Raw genomic sequence first — 17,491 nt, forward strand, 5'->3', positions numbered from 1 at the left:
AGTGAACACTCCACCCTTCGAGCTGGTCCAGGACGTTCTCCAGGCCCATTGGCCAGGACTCCGGCCACGAGATACACGACGGTACAGGCGAGACCGGCCCGCGCGGCGCCTACCGGGGCAGGGGTCAGGTGGTGGAACTCCGTGGACATCGGGCCTCCGAGGGGGCGGACAGGAGCCTGGGCGGGGAAGGGATCAGAGGAAGGCGTGACCTTCGCCGCGGTAGGTCGGGACCTGCTCGACGATGTCGGCGCCCGACACCAGGTGGAGTGCGTTGACGCGTTCGCACAGTTCGCCCGCCTTGGCGTGGCGGAACCACACATGCTCCCCCAGCCGCAGTCCGTGCGCCGCGCTGCCCAGGACCGGGGTCTGAACTTCTCCCGCGCCTTCCCTGGGGTTCATCCGCAGCCCTCCGGGCCAGCTCAAGGTGGGCTGACGGTCCAGACCAGGGGGACCTGAAGCGATCCAGCCGCCGCCCAGCACGGTCGCGATCCGGGCGCTGGGGCGGCGTACGACGGACATGACGAAGTAGGCGGCGGGCCGGGGGCGGAAGTGCCGGTAGAAGTCGAACAGCCCCGGCCCGTACAGCCCCGACCCGGCACCGATCTCCGTGATGACGCCTTCGGCGGCGGTCTGCTCGATGGAGCCCGTGCCACCGCCGTTGACGAACTCCAGCGGTGCGACGGCCTCGACGGCTGCGACGGCGGCGGCACGCCGGTCGGCCAACTCGTGGGCGGACAGGCGCTGCATGGCGCGGATCGCGGCTCGCTTGAGGACGGATCCGGGCTGGTTGTCGCCGAGTCCGGCGATCTGGCCCTCGTAGGACATGATCCCGGCCAGGTGGAATCCGGGGCGGTCCTGAATGGCGCGGGCGAGTGCCGCCGCCTGCCGCGGGGAGTGCACCGGGGAGCGGTACGGGCCCAAGTGGAGGCGGCCACCGACCAGTTCCAGGGAGGCATCGAGATCGATGCAGAGGCGGAGGGTGGGTCGGGAGGTGCCCACCACCTGGTCGATGAGGTCCAGCTGATCGATGGAGTCGATCATGAGGGTGATGCGGGAGGCCGCTTGCTCGTCCGCTGCGAGTCGCCTCAGCGCGGTGCGGTCCGTCGTCGGGTAGCCGATGACCACGTCCGGGTGCTCCTCGGCCAGCCACAGCGCCTCGGGCAGGGTGAAGGCGAGAATACCCCGGTATCCCGGCTGCTGGAGGGCCCGGCGGACCAGTGCCCGGCTGCGCACCGATTTGCTGGCCAGGCGGATGGTGGCCTTCCCGGCCGCCCGGCGGGCCAGATCCGCGGCGTTGGCGTCGAAGGCGTCGAGGTCCACCACGGCGAAGGGGGGATCCAGGTGCTCGGTCGCCTTGTTCAGTTGTGCCAGGCGGGCCTCGCTCGGGCCGGCATCAGGGAAGACGGCCTTTTTCACGTCCGGCCGGGACGGCACACGCGTACTCACATCGGCACCTTTTCTGGAGAGTTCACCTCGTCGGCCACAGTGGTGGTGGTCGTTCGAAGCGAAGGTTTTCTGGGGTCAGTTGGATCGGCCGTGGGCGCCGGGGTCTCTCATCGGCCGGTCCCCGTCCCCGGGTGGGGCAGGAGGCGTTCCCGCTGCCGCAGGCCCCTGGCCTCGGCGATGGGGATGACACGGCGCATCAGCCGGGGGAAGACACCGGCGATACGCTGGACGCGGCCCGCGAGGGGCGGGAAGACCACCTCGACCGGTCTGGTGTCGATCGCGTCGACGACGGCCCCGGCGATCTGCTGCGGCGCGTAGGACTTCTCCGCGAAGGCGATGGCGCAGGCCGGATCGGCCCTTTCCTGCTCCAGCATGCCCGTCCGGGTGGACGGCGGATGGATGATGGTGAAGTCCAGCGGCCCGTCGCGCTCCTCGATGGCGACGCTGTGGTGGAAGGCCCGCAGGCCGTACTTCGTGGCGCAGTACGTGGCGTATCCGGGCAGCGGCAGGAACGAGGTCATGCTGCAGACGTTGATGATGTGACCGTGCCCTTGCGCGGTCATCCGTTCGAGCGCTGTGCAGACCCCGGTGATGGTGCCGAGCAGGTTCACCTCGACGATGTCGCGATGCTGCTGCCGGCTGAGGTCGCGGGTCACTCCCGTGTGGGTGATGCCCGCGTTGTTGACGAGTACGTCGACCTGGCCGAAGGCGGCGTCCGCCGTCTCGAAGGCTCTGGTCCAGCCTTCGGAGCTGCGAATGTCCAGCACGCAGGCGGCAGCTCGGGAACCGAGACTGCGGGCGCGGCTGACGACAGCCACTTCGTCGACGTCGGTCAGCATCACCCGGTGGCCGCGTGCGACGGCGAGTTCCGCGACGGCGGCCCCGATGCCGTTGGCCGCGCCGGTCACGAGGACGACCTGCTTCTGCTCGGTTCTCGGGCCCATGGCCACGGACTCCTTCGTTCATGTCGGGTCGGGTTCGCGCGCTTTCGTTCCTGTCAGGTCGGTTCGCGCGCCGTCGGATGCGTCACAGCCGCGCCATCTCGATGCGGCCGCCGTTGAGTTCGGCGGCGCGCAGGGGATCGTCCGTCGGTACGGTGGCGGCGAAGAGGGTGCGTCCGTCATGCCCGGCGACCAGGCAGCTGAGGGTGTGCCGGCTCGTCGCCACGCGGTCCAGGACACGGCCGCCCGCCGCCACCCGCACGCATTCGCCGCGCAGCGCGTTCGCCACCCAGATCGTCCGGCCGTCGGTGTGCCAGGCGATGCCGTCCGGTGCGACCGGTGACGCCGACCGCTTTGCCACGGCGGGGTGGTCGAGGAGCGCGGAGATCCTGCGGGTGAGGCGTCCGGGCAGCCCCGGATGGTTCACCAGGCGCCACAGGACCGGTGAGATCAGCGCGGCCCAGGGCTGCGGGCGCGCGAGCGAGCCGTCGGCGTTGACGGGAAGGCGGGTGAGTCGCATGGCGAGTGTCTCGGCCACCACCACCGCCGTGCCGTCGACCGTGAGGAGCATGCCGTTGGGAAACAGCAGCGGCTCCGTCAGACCGAGCAGGCTTCCGTCCGGAGCGAGGCAGGCGACCGGGGTTCTCGGGGGCCCGGGCGGCGCGTAGAGCAGAGAGTTCGGGTGTTCGCGCGTGAAGGCGTGGTAGTCGAACCCGAAGTTCCCGACGTAGGCCCGCCCCTGAGGGTCGACCAGCATGTCGTTGACCGGGCCGCCGACGATGTGGCGCAGATCGGCGTGCTCGACCAGCTCGCCGTCCGCTTCCCGCCGGTACACCCGGCCCTCGTCCATGGACACGACGAGCAGGCGACCGTCGGGAAGCCAGCCGAGCCCGCCGGCCCGGCCGGGAACCTTGAGGACCGTCTCCGCCTCCCCGGTGCCGTCCCAGCGATGCACCGTGCCGTGCGCCAGATCGGAGAACCACAGAGCTCCCTCGTGCCAGCGCAGGCATTCCGGAACACCGAGGCCGCTCAACGCGAGCACTGCCGTCGTCTTCATTCAGCCACTCCTCAAGTGACCGGCTGACGGGGCGCTTCTCCACCGCAACCAGAAGTTGGACGCTTGTACAGGACGCTTGACTTGTACGGGCGACCGTCTCATTCTGGGTGAACTGAAGTCAACGTTCCGGCGGGAGTTTTTCGTGGCTGAAATACGCACCCTCACAGCAGACGGCGCTCCGGCCGACACGCACATAGCGGTGGACAATCCGGCCACCGGAGCGGTGGTCGGCCATGTCTCCGACGCGACGGCTCAGGAGGTGGCACAGGCGATCGCGCGGGCCCGGCGGGCGCAGCCGGACTGGGCGGCGCTGGATGCCCGCTCACGCGCGGAGTACTTCACGCGCGCCCGCCACTGGCTGCTCTCCCACCGCCAGGAGGTCACGGACCTCATCGTCGAGGAGAACGGCAAGACGCGGGAGGACGCGATAGTCGAGATCGTCTACTGCGCCGGCGCCTTCGCCCACTGGGCGAAGCGGGCGCGGCGGCTGCTCGCCGAGACGAGGATCCGCTCCCTGTCCCCGTTCGTGCTCGGGCGCAGCATGTACACCCGCCGGGTGCCGCTCGGGGTCGTCGGTGTGATCGGTCCGTGGAACAACCCGCTGCTCAACTCGTTCGGGGACGCCATCCCGGCTCTGGCCGCCGGCAACGCGGTCGTGCTCAAGCCCTCCGAGCACACACCGCTGACCGCGTTGCTCATGGAGCGCATGGCCCATGAGTGCGGCTGGCCCGAGGACGTCTTCCAGGTCGTCACCGGCGCGGGCGCCACCGGACAGGCACTGGTGGACACCGCGGACTTCGTCATGTTCACCGGATCGACGAAGACCGGCCGGCTGGTCGCGGCGAGGGCGGGTGAGCGGCTGATCCCCTGCTCACTGGAGCTCGGCGGCAAGGACGCCCTCGTCGTGCTCGCCGACGCCTCCCTGGAACGGGCCGTGAACGTCACGATCCAGGGCGCCCTGTCCAACGGGGGCCAGATGTGCACCTCGGTGGAGCGCGTGTACGTGGAGGAGCCCGTCTACGACGCGTTCGTCGACCTGCTGCGGGAACGCTTCCAGCAGGTCACCTCGGGACAGCCGGGCGGGCTGGGCAGCGTCGACGTGGGAGCCATGACCTTCCCGCCCCAGTTGGCCACCGTCGAGGACCACGTCGACGACGCGGTACGCAAGGGCGCACGCGTGCTCGTCGGAGGCCACCCCGCGCCCGGACCCGGCCGCTTCTTCACCCCCACGCTGCTCGTCGACGTCGACCACGGCATGAAGTGCATGCACGAGGAGACCTTCGGCCCCACGCTGCCGGTGATGAAGGTCGCGGACGCCGAGGAGGCCGTCCGTCTGGTCAACGACAGCTCCTACGGGCTCCAGGCCACGGTCATCGGAGCGAACACCAAACGCGCCCGACGCCTCGCGGAGCGGCTCCAGGCCGGCTGCGTCACCATCAACGACGCCCAGACCAACTACATGGCCCTCGGCCTGCCCATGGGCGGCTGGAAGGACTCCGGCCTCGGCGTCCGCCACGGCGCCGAGGGCATCCGCAAGTACACCAAGCTCCAGGCCGTCAGCATCAACCGGTTCCCCCTGCGCCGGGACCTGCACATGATCCCGTACGACCCCTCGGCCTACCGCCTCATCCTGCGCCTGGTGGACTTCATGTACGGCACCCGCCGGCCTCATCGCAAGCAGTAGCGGATACCAGCCACCCATCGGAATGCGAGAAGTCCGGCCCTCGGAATCCGAGAGATCCGGCCTCAAAAATACGAGAAGTCCGGCCCTCGGAAATGCGAGAGAGGGCCGGACCTGAGATGGCGGCGCGGACCGGAACACGCCACCACCGAGAACTCCGAATCCGCAGCTATTCCTTCTTCTCGGCGAACGTCAGCAGGTGCTCGCCGGCCAGCCGCAGCACTTCGCGACTGTCCTCGCTGTTGCGGTCGACCAGCCAGCACAGGATGAGGCCGTCCAGCACCGCGTTGAGATAGCGGGCGAGGACCGGAACAGGAACGGTCCAACGGATGCCGTCGATCTCGGCGGCCTCCCGAAGGAGCCCCTGGTGGACTTCCAGGTAGCCCTGGTACTGCCGGCGGGCCAGCTCCTCGAAGCCGGCCTGGCGCAAGGCGTAATGCGTGAGCTCATAGGTCACTTGGTGCTCTCCCGGACCGAGCTCCACTCCCTCCCAGAACGCGCCCAGGCTCTTGGAGACCCGCACACCGAGGTCGCCATCCTCCTGGAGGGCGCGCCGTGCCGCTTCGGCACTCCTGAAGGTGAAACGGGTGAGGACCTCCTGGAGGAGTTCCTCCCGAGAGCTGAAGCAGTAATGGAAAACGCCCAACGGCATCTTCGCTTCATTGACGATCGCGCGTGTGGTCGCTTTCGTCACTCCGTCGCGGACCATGACGCGGAAGGCCGCCGCGATCAGCTCTTCCCGTCGGTCCTTCGCCGCCATGCGAGCCATGCAGACCGCTTTCTCCTGTGTGATCGAGTGCGTGATCGAGACGCGTATGCGCGCTTAGTATATAGCAGCGACTTGGACGGACGACCAACATACGCCCGACGTTCCGCGCCTCCCGTCGAGACAGGGCTGCGTCCGGTGCCGCATCCACGCAAGTCACTGCACCCACGGACGCCATGCGGGCAGGGCGGCAGCGGTAGTCATGGAGGCGGGCTCGCGCGGCGAGAGGCCGAGTGCGCCCCGATCCACCCGACCCGGTCGTCGGCGTGCCGCCGCCACCACCGTCGCCGCCGTCACCCTCGCCCTCGCCGTCGCCGTCGCCGTCGAGATCTCGTGTACAGGCCACATAACCGCACGCGACCCCGCGGAACCCCTCCCCCGCCGAATACCTGTCGCACGAGCCTTGACACCCCCTCGCGCGACAGCAAAGAATTCCCGCTGCAAACACACGAGTGAAACGATTCAAAATTCGCCGTCCCCACGCGGCTCTCCTCATCACGCCTGTTCACGCCGGCATTCAGGACGCCTGTCCGCCTCGCCCTCACCCATCGACAGTAGGAGCCCGCATGCCCTCTGTAACGCGCCGGTCCATCCTGCGCTCGGCCATAGCCGTGGCGCTGGCACCCACCCTCGGCTCGGCGCTTCTGCCGGGGCTCGCTCCCGCGGCGTCGGCCGCCGTCTCGTGGACCGCCAAGTGGATCTGGGCTCCTTCCAGTTCGGCGAACCAGTGGGTCGCGTTCCGCAGATCGTTCACTCTGAGCTCCGCGCCGTCGAAGGCGGTGACGCAGATCGCCGCGGACTCCAAGTACTGGCTGTGGGTCAACGGCGCGCTCGTCGTCTTCGACGGCCAGCTCAAGCGCGGTCCCAACCGCACCGGCACCTACTACGACGAGATCGACCTCGCCCCGTACCTCACGAGCGGCAGCAACACGGTGGCGCTGCTGGTGTGGTACTTCGGCAAGCAGGGCTTCTCGCACAGCAGCAGCGGCAAGGGCGGTCTGCTGTTCCAGTCCGACATCACCACCGGTTCCACCACCACCCGGGTCGTCAGCGACACCAGCTGGAAGCACACCGTCCACCCGGGCTACTCCGACAACACCAGCGGCACCCAGGTCAACTTCCGCCTGCCGGAGTCGAACGTCTACTACGACGCCCGCAACGCCACCGCCCTGACGGCCTGGGAGACGGCCGGCTTCAACGACAGCGCGTGGAGCGCACCGACCGACTTCGGAGCCGCGGGCGCCGCGCCCTGGAACGATCTCGTGCAGCGACCGGTCCCGCAGTTCCGCTACTCGGGCCTGAGGTCCTACAGCAATGCGGCGTCGCTGCCGTCCACAGGGCAGGGCGCCACCGCCATCACCGCCACCTTGCCCTCGAACCTGCAGGTCACGCCCTATCTGAAGGTCAACGCTCCGGCCGGCGCGGTGATCGGCATGCAGACCGACCACTACGCCGACGGCGACGGCCTGACCGGCCTCACACCCGGGGCGGAGAACAACATGCGCGCCACCTACGTGTGCGCAGGCGGGGTCCAGGAGTTCGAGGCGCTGGCCTGGATGAGCGGCACGGCGGTGAAGTACACGATCCCCGCCGGCGTCACCGTCCTGGACCTGAAGTACCGGGAGTCCGGGTACGACACCGACTTCGCGGGCTCGTTCAGCAGCAGTGACGCCTTCCTCGACAGTCTGTGGGGCAAGGCGGCCCGCACGATGTACGTCAACATGCGGGACAACTACATGGACTGCCCCACCCGCGAGCGTGCCCAGTGGTGGGGCGACGTGGTCAACCAGCTCAAGGAAGGCTTCTACACCTTCGACACCCGCTCCCACGCGCTCGGAGCGAAGGCGATCTCCCAGCTGGCCGCCTGGCAGAAGTCCGGCGGCGCACTCTACTCGCCGGTCCCCTCGACCATCTGGACCGCCGAACTGCCCGTCCAGATGCTCGCCTCGGTGTGGGCCTTCGGCACGTACCACCTTTACACAGGCAACGCGGGCGCCGTCTCCGGCACCTACCCGGCGGTGAAGTCGTACCTCAACCTGTGGAGCCTGGACAGCGACGGCCTGGTCAACCACCGAGCCGGGGACTGGGACTGGGAGGACTGGGGCAGCAACATCGACGCCCGCGTCCTGGACAACAGCTGGTACTACCTGGCCCTCGAAACGGCCATCACCCTCGCCGGACTCAGCGGCAACAGCGGTGACGTCGCCGCCTGGCAGTCCAAGCGCGACAGCATCAAGGCCAACTTCGACCGCGTCCTGTGGAACTCCTCGAAGAACGAATACCGCTCCCCCGGCTACAACGGCGACACCGACGACCGCGCCAACGGCCTCGCCGTCGTCGCCGGCCTCGCGCCCGCCTCCCGCCACCGCGCCGTCACCGAGGTGCTGCGCACCCACCTCAACGCCAGCCCCTACATGGAGTTCTACGTCCTGGAGGCGCTGTACCTGATGAGCGCGGCCACCGTCGCCGAGGAACGCATGCGCAACCGGTACGCCGCCCAGGTCGCCGACCCCGCCTGCTACACCCTGTGGGAGATCTGGGACAAGGCCGGCGGCACCGACAACCACGCCTGGAACGGCGGCCCGCTGTACACCCTGTCCGCCTACGCCGCCGGTGTCCGTCCCACCAAGGCCGGCTGGCAGACGTACGACGTCGTCCCGCAGACCGGCACCCTCACGAAGATCAACACGGTCACCCCGACCGTCAAGGGCGACATCCGCTTCGGCATCACACGCGACGGTGACCAGGTCACCCTGACCCTCACCTCCCCCAGCGGCACCACCGCGCGGGTCGGCGTCCCCACGTACGGCGGCTCGTCACCGGTGATCAAGGCCAACGGCACCACCGTCTTCAGCGGCGGTTCCGCCACCGGCGGCGTCACCGGCCTCGCATACGCGAGCAAGGACTCCTCGTACGTCTACTTCACCCTCCAGCCGGGCAGCTGGACTTTCACGGTCACCGGCGCCGGCCGCCTCGACAACCTCGCCCTCGGCAGGCCCGTATCCAGCAACAACAGCCTGGAGAACGGTGACTGGGGCAAGACCCGGCTCACCGACGGCAAGCTCACCAGCGTGGCCGGCGCCAAGGGCTACACCAGCAACGAGTTCACCTCGGCCGACGTCAGCGCGAACCCCGTCTGGGTGGAGATCGACCTCGGCGCCGACACCGACCTCGACGCCGTACGTCTCTTCCCCCGCACGGACACCCCGGCGGTCGGCGGAGGCACCGCGGGCTTCCCCGTCGACTTCACGATCCAGGTCCGACCCGACAGCGCCACCACGTACACCACCGTCCGCACGGTCACCGCCGAGCCCAACCCGGGCGGGCTGGTCCAGACGTACGGCTTCAAGACCACCACCGCCCGCTACGTACGCCTGCAGGCCACCAAACTCGGTACGCCTCCCGTGGACGAGACCACCAAGTACCGCCTCCAGCTCGCCGAACTCACCGTCCCCGCCGCCGCGACCACCGTCACCGCCAACTACACCCTGGAGAACGGCGACTGGGGCAAGACCAGGATCCTGGACGGCACCCTCACGAGCGTGGCCGGCACCAGGGGCTTCACCAGCATCGACTTCCCCTCGGCCGACGTCAGCGCCACGCCCCTGTGGATCGAGATCGACCTGGGCGCCAACAGGGCGATCGGCTCCGTCACCCTCCACCCGCGCTCCGACACCGGCGGCGCCGGCGGCGGCACCGCCGGCTTCCCCGTCGACTTCACCTTCCAGACCCGCCCCGACGGAGCCGGCACCTACACCACCGCCCGCATCGTCACAGCCGAACCCAACCCGGGCGGAGTCGCCCAGACCTACACCCTGACGTCCGCAACCGGCCGCTACCTACGCCTGAAGGTCTCCAAGCTCGGCAAGCCCGCCTCGGACGAGTCCACGAGGTACCGCCTTCAACTCGCCGAGATCCGTATCAAGTAGCGGTCCGTCTGGAACCGGGCGGCGCGCGGCGGGACGGGTGGCACGGGCCACACGTCCCGCAAGCCGGGGCGGCCGCTGCCGCACATGGGCGAGGGCAATCCCAACTGACCGGTGGCACCGTTGCGGATGACCGTCGGCCGCGCTCCATGCCGCACTCAACGGCAGGCAGGCGACCACGGCCGCCGCACTTCAACCGCCACGGGCACGCGGGCTCCGCCTGACACCTCGACACACCGCCATCGCCTCGGCACCGCTCGGTCCCCCCGACCCAGCACACGAAGAGTGTCCCGCTCCTGAAACCGCCACAACGCCGGACGTCGGTCCCGTCCCAGACCGGCTGCCGAGGCAACGGCGTGTAGCCAGCCGTGGCCTCGGCCGCGCCGCTCTCCTGCCTAACCCCGGTGATCGCCTTCTCCATGACGTCGCTGGGTGCAGGGGACGAGGACGGGCGGCGGTTGTCCGCTGCCGAGGTGGTCGCGGCCTTCGAGCAGGCTACTGCCTGCATCCGGGAACGCATTCGCGAGCTGGGCTTCTCCGGAGTGGCCACGTTCTATGTGTGGCCTGACGGGCAGGCCGGGCAGCTCCGGTGCCCGACCGGCTCCGTTCCTCCGGACGAGTTGCCGTTCAACGGCACTACGTGGTTCCCGACCGTCTTGGTCCGGTCGTCGAGGGGTTTCTCGCCGACAGCATGCCGGGCGTTGTCGCCTGGTCGAACCTGGGCGACGCGGAAGACCACTTGGAGCAAGCCATGACGGAGTCTGAGCTCGCGCCCTTGCGTGTCTGGACCAGCAGTGTTGGAACATCACACCGAATGCCTTCGCGCATCCAGGCGGCTGAGTCGGCGGTGGCCGATGAGGAGGGCATTGACGCCTCATACGAATCCGATAACTCACTGGTCAGAGGCGTCCCTCTCGGTCAGGATTCGCTCATGGACCAGCCCGCCACCATCGCCTGGAAGTACGAGGCGAACCTCATCCGCGAGGAAGACCTGCCCATGTTGGCGGCCCACCTACTGGCTGCAGGTCAAGACTCCCCTTCATTGCGTGACCTGGCCGGCTGTTCCCGGCGTGAGCACCCTGCAGAGATCCGCCAGCTCTTCGGGCACATCATGGAGGAGCTCGCGGTTCGGATCCCGGACTACGAGACCGCTGAACGCTGCCTCCTGCATCACATGGCGACACAACTGTCCGCCGGTGCCATGTCACCGAAGGAAGCGGCAACTCGAGTCTGGCAGGGAATCGAGGCGTTGACAGATCCTGAGCGAGAGTTCGTGGCGGCCGTGGGCCCGGAGTACCACCTCGACTTCATGTCCCCCGAAGAGATTCGGGCCTGGGAGAACGCGGTACGCCTCTCCGCAAAGACTCTGGCTGGAACAGCCTTCCCATACCCCCAGTGACCCCAGCCAAGGCCACGCCCACCACTCATCGGCAGTCAGCCCTCACCCGCACCAAAGAACACCGTGTCTGAAGGCTGTCCCACAAAGATCGGTTTGCGCATCCGGATATGGTCACGGTGCTTGGCGCATCAGAGGCGGTTGGGCGGCAAGGTTCCCCCGGCTGCGCAAGCGCAACGGCCCACGTGCCGCGAACGCGCGAACGCACGAAGGCCCGGGGCGCAGCGCCCCGGGCCTCGTGGCTTGTCAGGCGACCGTCCCGCCCGCGTTGCGGATCAGGCGCTGGAGCACCTTCACCGTGGTTACGTAATCGGCATCATCGATGCCTTCGTGGAGGGCGGCGCGGATTGCGGGGGCATTGCGTGCGAGATCGACCCGTGCCTGTTCCCCCTCCGCGGTGAGCCACAGTCGGTCCTCGGCATCCCGGGTCAGCCAGCCGCGTGCCAGGAGCACTTCGGCCTCTGCGGCCAGGTCGTCCTCGGGGCGGATGTACGAAGTCATGGCCTGGCGCAGCTCGGGCAGGGTCATCCCCTCGCCGTCGGGCGAGATGTCGTTCACCGACAGATTGCGCAGCAGCCAGAACTGGGGCTGGGTGTAGCCCTTCTCGGCCTGCTGAGCCCGTGTGTACGCGATGAGCGCCTCGTAAGCGACACCGGTCCAGTACGCGGCGGGCTGTCTGGCGAGTTCGGCGTCGGAGATCTGCTGGGCGGTCATGGGGTGTCCCCTCCAGGTACTTCAGTGTGGAGCCCGCACACCGTGCAGGTCATGCGAGGAACGTAGGACCTCAAGTGCGGTTGAGGGCAAGCGGACGATCTTCCGGGCAACCGTCGAAACGGGAACGAGGAACTCTGCCTTGGACCTCATCGGCCGAGCACGGGGTCGCTGGAAATGTCTCCGTAGCACCTGTCGCAGGTGAAATGACCTTCCGGTGGCTGGCGTGATCACGGCATCAGGACCATCCTCGATAGCCCCATCTGCCGGGCTGAGCCCGCGCCGCTTCGGCAAGTTGGTGACAGCCGTGCGCCGCGAGAGCGTGGAGGCCGGACATCGCGGCCGGCCGTGGAGCCTGTCGCTGGAGGAGCCGATGTTGCTGGTCGTTGTGTACTGGCGCACCAACTTGACGATGCGACAGCTCGCGCCTCTGTTCGGTGTACTCGAAAGCGACGGCCTGCCAGACTACAGACCACATCGGCCCGCTCCCTGCGCTCCAGCCGCGTCAACGGCTCGGTAAGGACACCGTACTCAAAAATCCAGGTGTTCTCCACGGCGGCATTCAACCGTTGCTGCACCAGTCCGGCCAGCGCATTCCGGCGGCACTGATCGCCAATTGAGATGGCTTGTAACCAAATGCCCATCGGCCCAGGCATCGACCCTTTCGTCTAAGCGAAGCCAGTTCACCCGTCTCAGCCAATCCCGTCCACGCAGGTCAGCAGCAGGAATCCGGACCCGCTCCCACGGACGACGTACCACTTCGCAGGTGGCCGAACCGGCTTCTCAGCCACGTGATTGACGCCCTGTGAACAGGTCTCCCGCCGCATGAGGCGGGAGACCCTGCGGCCTACGCGGCTGCGGGCGGCACCTCGGCGTCCCCGGTGGCGACCGTACGGCTGGGGCACCCACGCCGCAGCCCGCCAGCGACGTCAGCGACGTCAGCACCAGTACAGAACGACGCCCCTGGACTAACGAACCGCAGCACTGCTGTGCAGCCTCCACCGCCAGACCTGCTCGGCTCGTCTACTGCGAGCGCAGTAGGGGAAAACGTCTGCGTACGGCCAACGACGAGAGGCCGGAGAACTGCGAGCGTTTGGGTGGGCCGTGTTGGTCGGCCCGTACGCACGGCAGCTCCTGGAAAGGCTCGTCGATGTCCCCTCTCGCCCGCTGGTGCCACCGGCACCGGCTCGCCGTCGTCCTGGTCTGGGTGGGCTTGTTGCTCGCCCTCGGTGCCGGAGTCGGTGCGGCCGGGAATGCCTTCGGCAACGGCCCGACCTCGCAGGACACCGACTCGGCCAGGGCGACGGCCCTGTTGCAGCAGGCCTCCGACAGCGCGGCGGGCAAGAGCGGCCGGATCGTCTGGCAGGTCAGCGGTGCCGAGGTCACCGAACCCGGCGCCGAACAGGCGATGACCGGCGTCCTGGAGGACATCGCCGACGCACCGGGGGTCGCCTCCGTGACCAGCCCCTACGCACCCGACGGCATGGCGCAGGTCAGCAAGGACGGAAGGACGGCCTACGCCATGGTCGCCTTCGATCAGGACGTGTCGGACGGGCAGATCGACCACGTGAAGGAACTCGCCACCGGCCCTGAGTCGAAGAGCCTGCACATCGCCCTCAACGGGGAGGCATTCACCGTCAACCCCGAACCGAACGCCGTCGCCGACGCCATGGGCATCGTGCTCGCCTTCGTCGTGCTGCTGTTCGCGTTCCGGGCAATCTGGGTGGCGGCGCTGCCGATCATCACAGCCGTGATCGGCGTCGGCACCTCTGCCCTCACGGTGATGCTCCTCAGTCACGTCATCACGCTCTCCGACACCACGCTCACCCTCGGCTCGCTGATCGGTCTGGGCGTGGGCATCGACTACGCCTTGTTCATCGTGAACCGGCACCGTGCCAACCTCATGGCCGGCATGAGCATGGGCGAGTCGATCGCCAAGTCCCTCAACACCTCCGGTCGGGCCGTCGTGTTCGCGGGGCTGACCGTGGTCATCGCGCTGCTGGGCATGCTCACCTTGAACGTCGGCATCATCAACGGCATGGCGATCGGCGCGGCCGTCACCGTCGTCCTCACCGTGCTGGCCGCCATCACCCTGCTGCCGGCGCTGCTCGGCTTGATCGGCCCGCGTGTCCTCAGCAGGAGTGAGCGGCGCGAGACGGCCGGACAGGGCGGCCGGCGGTCCTCGGACAGGGCCGGGCTGTGGGCCCGCTGGGCCGAGCGTGTCCAGTCACGGCCGAGGATTCTGGGTGCGGTCGCCCTGGCCGTACTGGCGGCGCTCGCGTTGCCGACGCTCTCGCTGCGTCTGGGCGCCTCCGACGACGGCAACCTGCCCACGACCTCGACGAACCGCCAGGCGTACGACATGGTCGCGGAGGGCTTCGGCCCGGGCTTCAACGGCCCGCTGGTGTTGGCCGTACAGGCTCCGGGCGCCGCGGACAGGGCCGCCGCGGGCAGGCTCGTCACCGCTCTCAAGGAGGTCGACGGGGTCGCCAGTGCCTCCGCCGCGCCCTTGAAAGACGGCCAGACGGTCGGGGTGATATCCGTCGTCCCGACCACCTCTCCCCAGTCGGCGGCCACCTCGGACCTGATCCACGACCTGCGCGACGACGTGATCCCCGCAGCGGAACACGGCACGTCGATGAAGGTCTACGTAGGTGGTGTCACCGCGACCAACGACGACTTCGCCTCCGTGCTGATGGGCAAGCTCCCGATCTTCATTCTGGTGATCGCCGCGCTCGGCTTCCTGCTCCTGACCGTGGCCTTCCGCAGTCTGCTGATCCCCGCCGTGGGGGCGGTGCTGAACATCCTCAGCATCGGGGTGGCCTTCGGGGCGATCGTGGTCGTGTTCCAGTACGGCTTCGGCGCCGGGCTGCTCGGGCTCGGTGCCGCGGGACCGATCGAGTCGTTCGTGCCGATCCTGGTCGTCGGCATCATGTTCGGCCTGTCCATGGACTACCAGGTCTTCCTGGTCAGCCGGATGCGCGAGGAATGGGCGCACACCGGTGACAGTCGGCGCGCGGTCCGCGTCGGACAGGCCGAGACCGGCAAGGTGATCGCCGTCGCGGCCACCATCATGGTCTGTGTCTTCGGCTCCTTCGTCTTCGGCGGCATGCGCGTCATCTCCGAGTTCGGTGTCAGCCTCGCCGTCGCCGTCGCCGTGGACGCCCTGCTGATCCGCATGGTCGTCGTGCCCGCGCTCATGCACCTGTGCGGGCGGGCCAACTGGTGGCTGCCCCGCCGGCTGGACAGGGCGCTGCCCCACGTGTCCGTGGAAGGCCCCGTCGACGGGCCGACGCACCCGCAGCGCCCGGTGCGGGAGCCCGAAACCGCAGGACTGGCCAACTGACCGTCGGCGTGACGGACCGACATGCCAGGCGGTGTCGGCGGGAGGCGGGGTGACCTGGCCTTCTGCCGACCCGCGCTGCTTACAGTGAGGGAATGGAACTGCCCAAGGTGTGGCGACGGTGGCTGACTCGTCATGAGCGCATCGCAGACGCGCTGCCCGCGGTACCGCTGATCGTGATCGCCACGGCGGCGACGGCTGTCGGCAAGAACGACTGGCACGATCCGCGTTGGGGCGAAGCGGTGTGGATGGCCCTGTCCTGCGTGCCGCTGGCCTTCCGGAGCCGCTGGCCCCTGGGAGTGGCCCTGCTCACGGTGGTGGGCAACCTCACGCTGCTGCTGGCCGTCGCCCCGCACATCGCGCCGACTCCGGCGGCGAGCCTTGTAGCCCTGTACACGCTCGCCGCACACGGCAGCCGGCGTACGGCCTGGAGCGTCGGTGTCGCCGCCGCCGTGGCGATCTCCGGTGTCTACGCCGCCACACAGGCGGAGTCCCTGGTGGGAGGGGCCAGTCTGCTGCGTTTCGACTTCCTGCTGGCCGCCACAGCCCTGGGCCGGGCCGTCCGCAGCCGTCGTGAGAACCTCGCCGCGGCCAGGGCACGTGTGGAGCGGGCCGAGCGTATGCAGGAGGAGGAGGCCCGGCGCCGGGTCAGCGCGGAGCGCGTGCGCATCGCGCGCGATCTGCACGATGTCGTCGCCCACCACATGACCTTGGTCAACGCCCAGGCCGGCGTGGCCCACCATCTCCTGCGCACCAACCCCGAGCAGGCGTACGAGGCACTGGCCCACATCAAGGAGAACAGCCGCGCCGCCCTCGACGAACTCCGTGCCACCGTAGGCCTGTTGCGCCAGCCCGACGACGCGCCCGGAGCACGAGCTCCCATTCCGCGTCTGGCCGACCTCGACACTCTGGTCAGCGGGTTCCTGGCGAGCGGGCTGCCGGTGCGGATGACTCACAGCGGTACCCCGACGCCGCTGGCACCCGCAACCGAACTGACCGCATACCGCATCATCCAAGAAGCCCTCACCAACTCGCACAAGCACGCCGCCGGGAGCCGGACCGCTCTCGTCCTGGACTACGGTCCGCACACGCTCAAGGTCACCGTGACGGACCATGGACACCCGGGCGCGCTTAAGGGCGCAGGCACCGGCCACGGACTGATCGGCATGCGCGAACGGGCCATCGCCATCGGTGGTACGGTCACCGCCGGCCCGCGGCCCGAGGGCGGCTTCCAGGTCGTGGCCGAACTTCCACTCTCGCTCACCCCCAAGCTCTCTGACGCCCTGTGAGGAATCGCCCGCCCATGGCCATTCGCGTCCTGCTCGCCGACGACCAAGCCCTGCTCCGGGGCACCTTCCGGCTGCTGTTCAGTGCTCAGCCGGACATGGAGGTCGTCGCGGAAGCCTCCAACGGTCGGGACGCGGCCCGGCTGGCCCGGTCCGAGCGCGCCGATGTCGTGGTGATGGACATCCGGATGCCCGACGTCGACGGCATCGAGGCCACGCGGCTGATCGCCCAGGACGAGGACCTGGCAGGGGTCAAGGTCCTCGTCCTGACCACTTTCGAGGAGGACGACCTGGTCGTCGAGGCTCTGCGGGCCGGCGCGAGCGGCTTCCTGGGCAAGGGAGTCGAACCGGCGCAGCTCCTCGACGCCGTCCGCCTGGTGGCTGCCGGGGAGGCACTGCTCTCCCCCGCAGCCACCAAGGGACTGATCGCCCGCGTCCTCGCCCACCCCGCCCCGGGCGACCTCGTCGACCCCGCACGCCTGTCCACGCTGACCCCACGGGAACGCGAGGTGCTGACCCTGGTGGGCACCGGTTTGGCCAACGACGAGATCGCCGAGCGCCTCTTCGTCACCCCGGTGACCGTAAAGACCCACGCCAACCGGGCCATGGCCAAGCTCGGCGCCCGCGACCGCGCGCAACTCGTCGTCATCGCCTACGAAACCGGCCTGGTACGGGCGGGAGAGCGACAGAGCTGAGACTTTGGCCGGCGGCATCCCCTGGCACGCTGACCGCTGATCGCCCGCCGAGCTACGCCACGTCCTGGTCTTGGTCCTCGACGAGCTCGGGCCCGGGGCAAGCGGTCCCGGTTCCGAATCCGCTCCAGGCCACGACACCGCCGTAGCTGCCCGCCATCCGTTACGCCCTTACGTACGTCGCAACTGGTCGCCGTGCCCGGTGGTGAGGTGAACGCTGTGGAGGAACTGGGTCCAGTGCCCGTC

11 protein-coding genes and 1 pseudogene are annotated in these 17,491 nt (G+C 68.9%); 7 read left to right on the forward strand and 5 right to left on the reverse strand.

Annotated features, from left to right (window positions below; all coding sequences use genetic code 11):
- Positions 1-192: 192 nt before the first annotated feature.
- The 3 genes from AQI94_RS33125 to AQI94_RS33135 form a co-directional block, all read right to left on the reverse strand.
- Positions 193-1,434, reverse strand: a complete 1,242-nt coding sequence (locus AQI94_RS33125) for an amino acid deaminase/aldolase (protein ID WP_031055788.1) — start codon at positions 1,432-1,434, stop codon at positions 193-195.
- A gap of 119 nt (positions 1,435-1,553) precedes the next feature.
- The gene (locus tag AQI94_RS33130; RefSeq protein ID WP_037944931.1) at positions 1,554-2,390 is read right to left on the reverse strand and encodes an SDR family NAD(P)-dependent oxidoreductase; all 837 of its coding nucleotides are present in this window, start codon (positions 2,388-2,390) and stop codon (positions 1,554-1,556) included.
- Between the two features lie 82 nt (positions 2,391-2,472).
- A complete protein-coding gene (locus AQI94_RS33135; RefSeq protein WP_031055784.1) occupies positions 2,473-3,444 on the reverse strand; it encodes an SMP-30/gluconolactonase/LRE family protein in 972 nt (323 codons plus the stop codon).
- A gap of 142 nt (positions 3,445-3,586) precedes the next feature.
- Between AQI94_RS33135 and AQI94_RS33140 the strand changes: the two genes are divergently transcribed.
- Entirely contained in the window at positions 3,587-5,128 is a 1,542-nt protein-coding gene (locus tag AQI94_RS33140) for a succinic semialdehyde dehydrogenase (protein WP_051832729.1), read from the forward strand.
- Positions 5,129-5,294: 166 nt separating this feature from the next.
- On the opposite strand, the gene AQI94_RS33145 is transcribed toward AQI94_RS33140, so the two are convergent.
- A complete protein-coding gene (locus AQI94_RS33145; protein ID WP_051832728.1) occupies positions 5,295-5,885 on the reverse strand; it encodes a TetR/AcrR family transcriptional regulator in 591 nt (196 codons plus the stop codon).
- 572 nt (positions 5,886-6,457) lie between these two features.
- On the opposite strand from AQI94_RS33145, the gene AQI94_RS33150 reads away from it, so the two are divergent.
- The gene (locus AQI94_RS33150; protein ID WP_031055775.1) at positions 6,458-9,820 is read left to right on the forward strand and encodes an alpha-L-rhamnosidase-related protein; all 3,363 of its coding nucleotides are present in this window, start codon (positions 6,458-6,460) and stop codon (positions 9,818-9,820) included.
- Between the two features lie 586 nt (positions 9,821-10,406).
- A complete protein-coding gene (locus AQI94_RS46065; protein WP_225890353.1) occupies positions 10,407-11,216 on the forward strand; it encodes a hypothetical protein in 810 nt (269 codons plus the stop codon).
- 243 nt (positions 11,217-11,459) lie between these two features.
- Here AQI94_RS46065 and AQI94_RS33160 read toward each other — a convergent pair whose 3' ends face one another.
- The gene (locus tag AQI94_RS33160) at positions 11,460-11,927 is read right to left on the reverse strand and encodes a MarR family winged helix-turn-helix transcriptional regulator (RefSeq protein WP_031055772.1); all 468 of its coding nucleotides are present in this window, start codon (positions 11,925-11,927) and stop codon (positions 11,460-11,462) included.
- A 214-nt stretch (positions 11,928-12,141) separates the two neighbouring features.
- On the opposite strand from AQI94_RS33160, the pseudogene AQI94_RS43510 reads away from it, so the two are divergent.
- The 4 genes and pseudogenes from AQI94_RS43510 to AQI94_RS33175 all read left to right on the forward strand — a co-directional run.
- Positions 12,142-12,475 (forward strand): annotated as a pseudogene (locus tag AQI94_RS43510) (helix-turn-helix domain-containing protein); the annotation flags it as partial.
- 599 nt (positions 12,476-13,074) lie between these two features.
- Positions 13,075-15,270 carry an MMPL family transporter gene (locus AQI94_RS33165; RefSeq protein WP_031055770.1) on the forward strand — a complete coding sequence of 732 codons (2,196 nt, stop codon included), beginning with the start codon at positions 13,075-13,077 and terminating at the stop codon, positions 15,268-15,270.
- Positions 15,271-15,362: 92 nt separating this feature from the next.
- Positions 15,363-16,556, forward strand: a complete 1,194-nt coding sequence (locus tag AQI94_RS33170; RefSeq protein ID WP_037944930.1) for a sensor histidine kinase — start codon at positions 15,363-15,365, stop codon at positions 16,554-16,556.
- Positions 16,557-16,570: 14 nt separating this feature from the next.
- Entirely contained in the window at positions 16,571-17,248 is a 678-nt protein-coding gene (locus AQI94_RS33175; RefSeq protein ID WP_031055764.1) for a response regulator, read from the forward strand.
- Positions 17,249-17,491: the final 243 nt, after the last annotated feature.

The sequence above is a fragment of the Streptomyces pseudovenezuelae genome, assembly GCF_001513955.1.
Taxonomy (GTDB): domain Bacteria; phylum Actinomycetota; class Actinomycetes; order Streptomycetales; family Streptomycetaceae; genus Streptomyces; species Streptomyces pseudovenezuelae.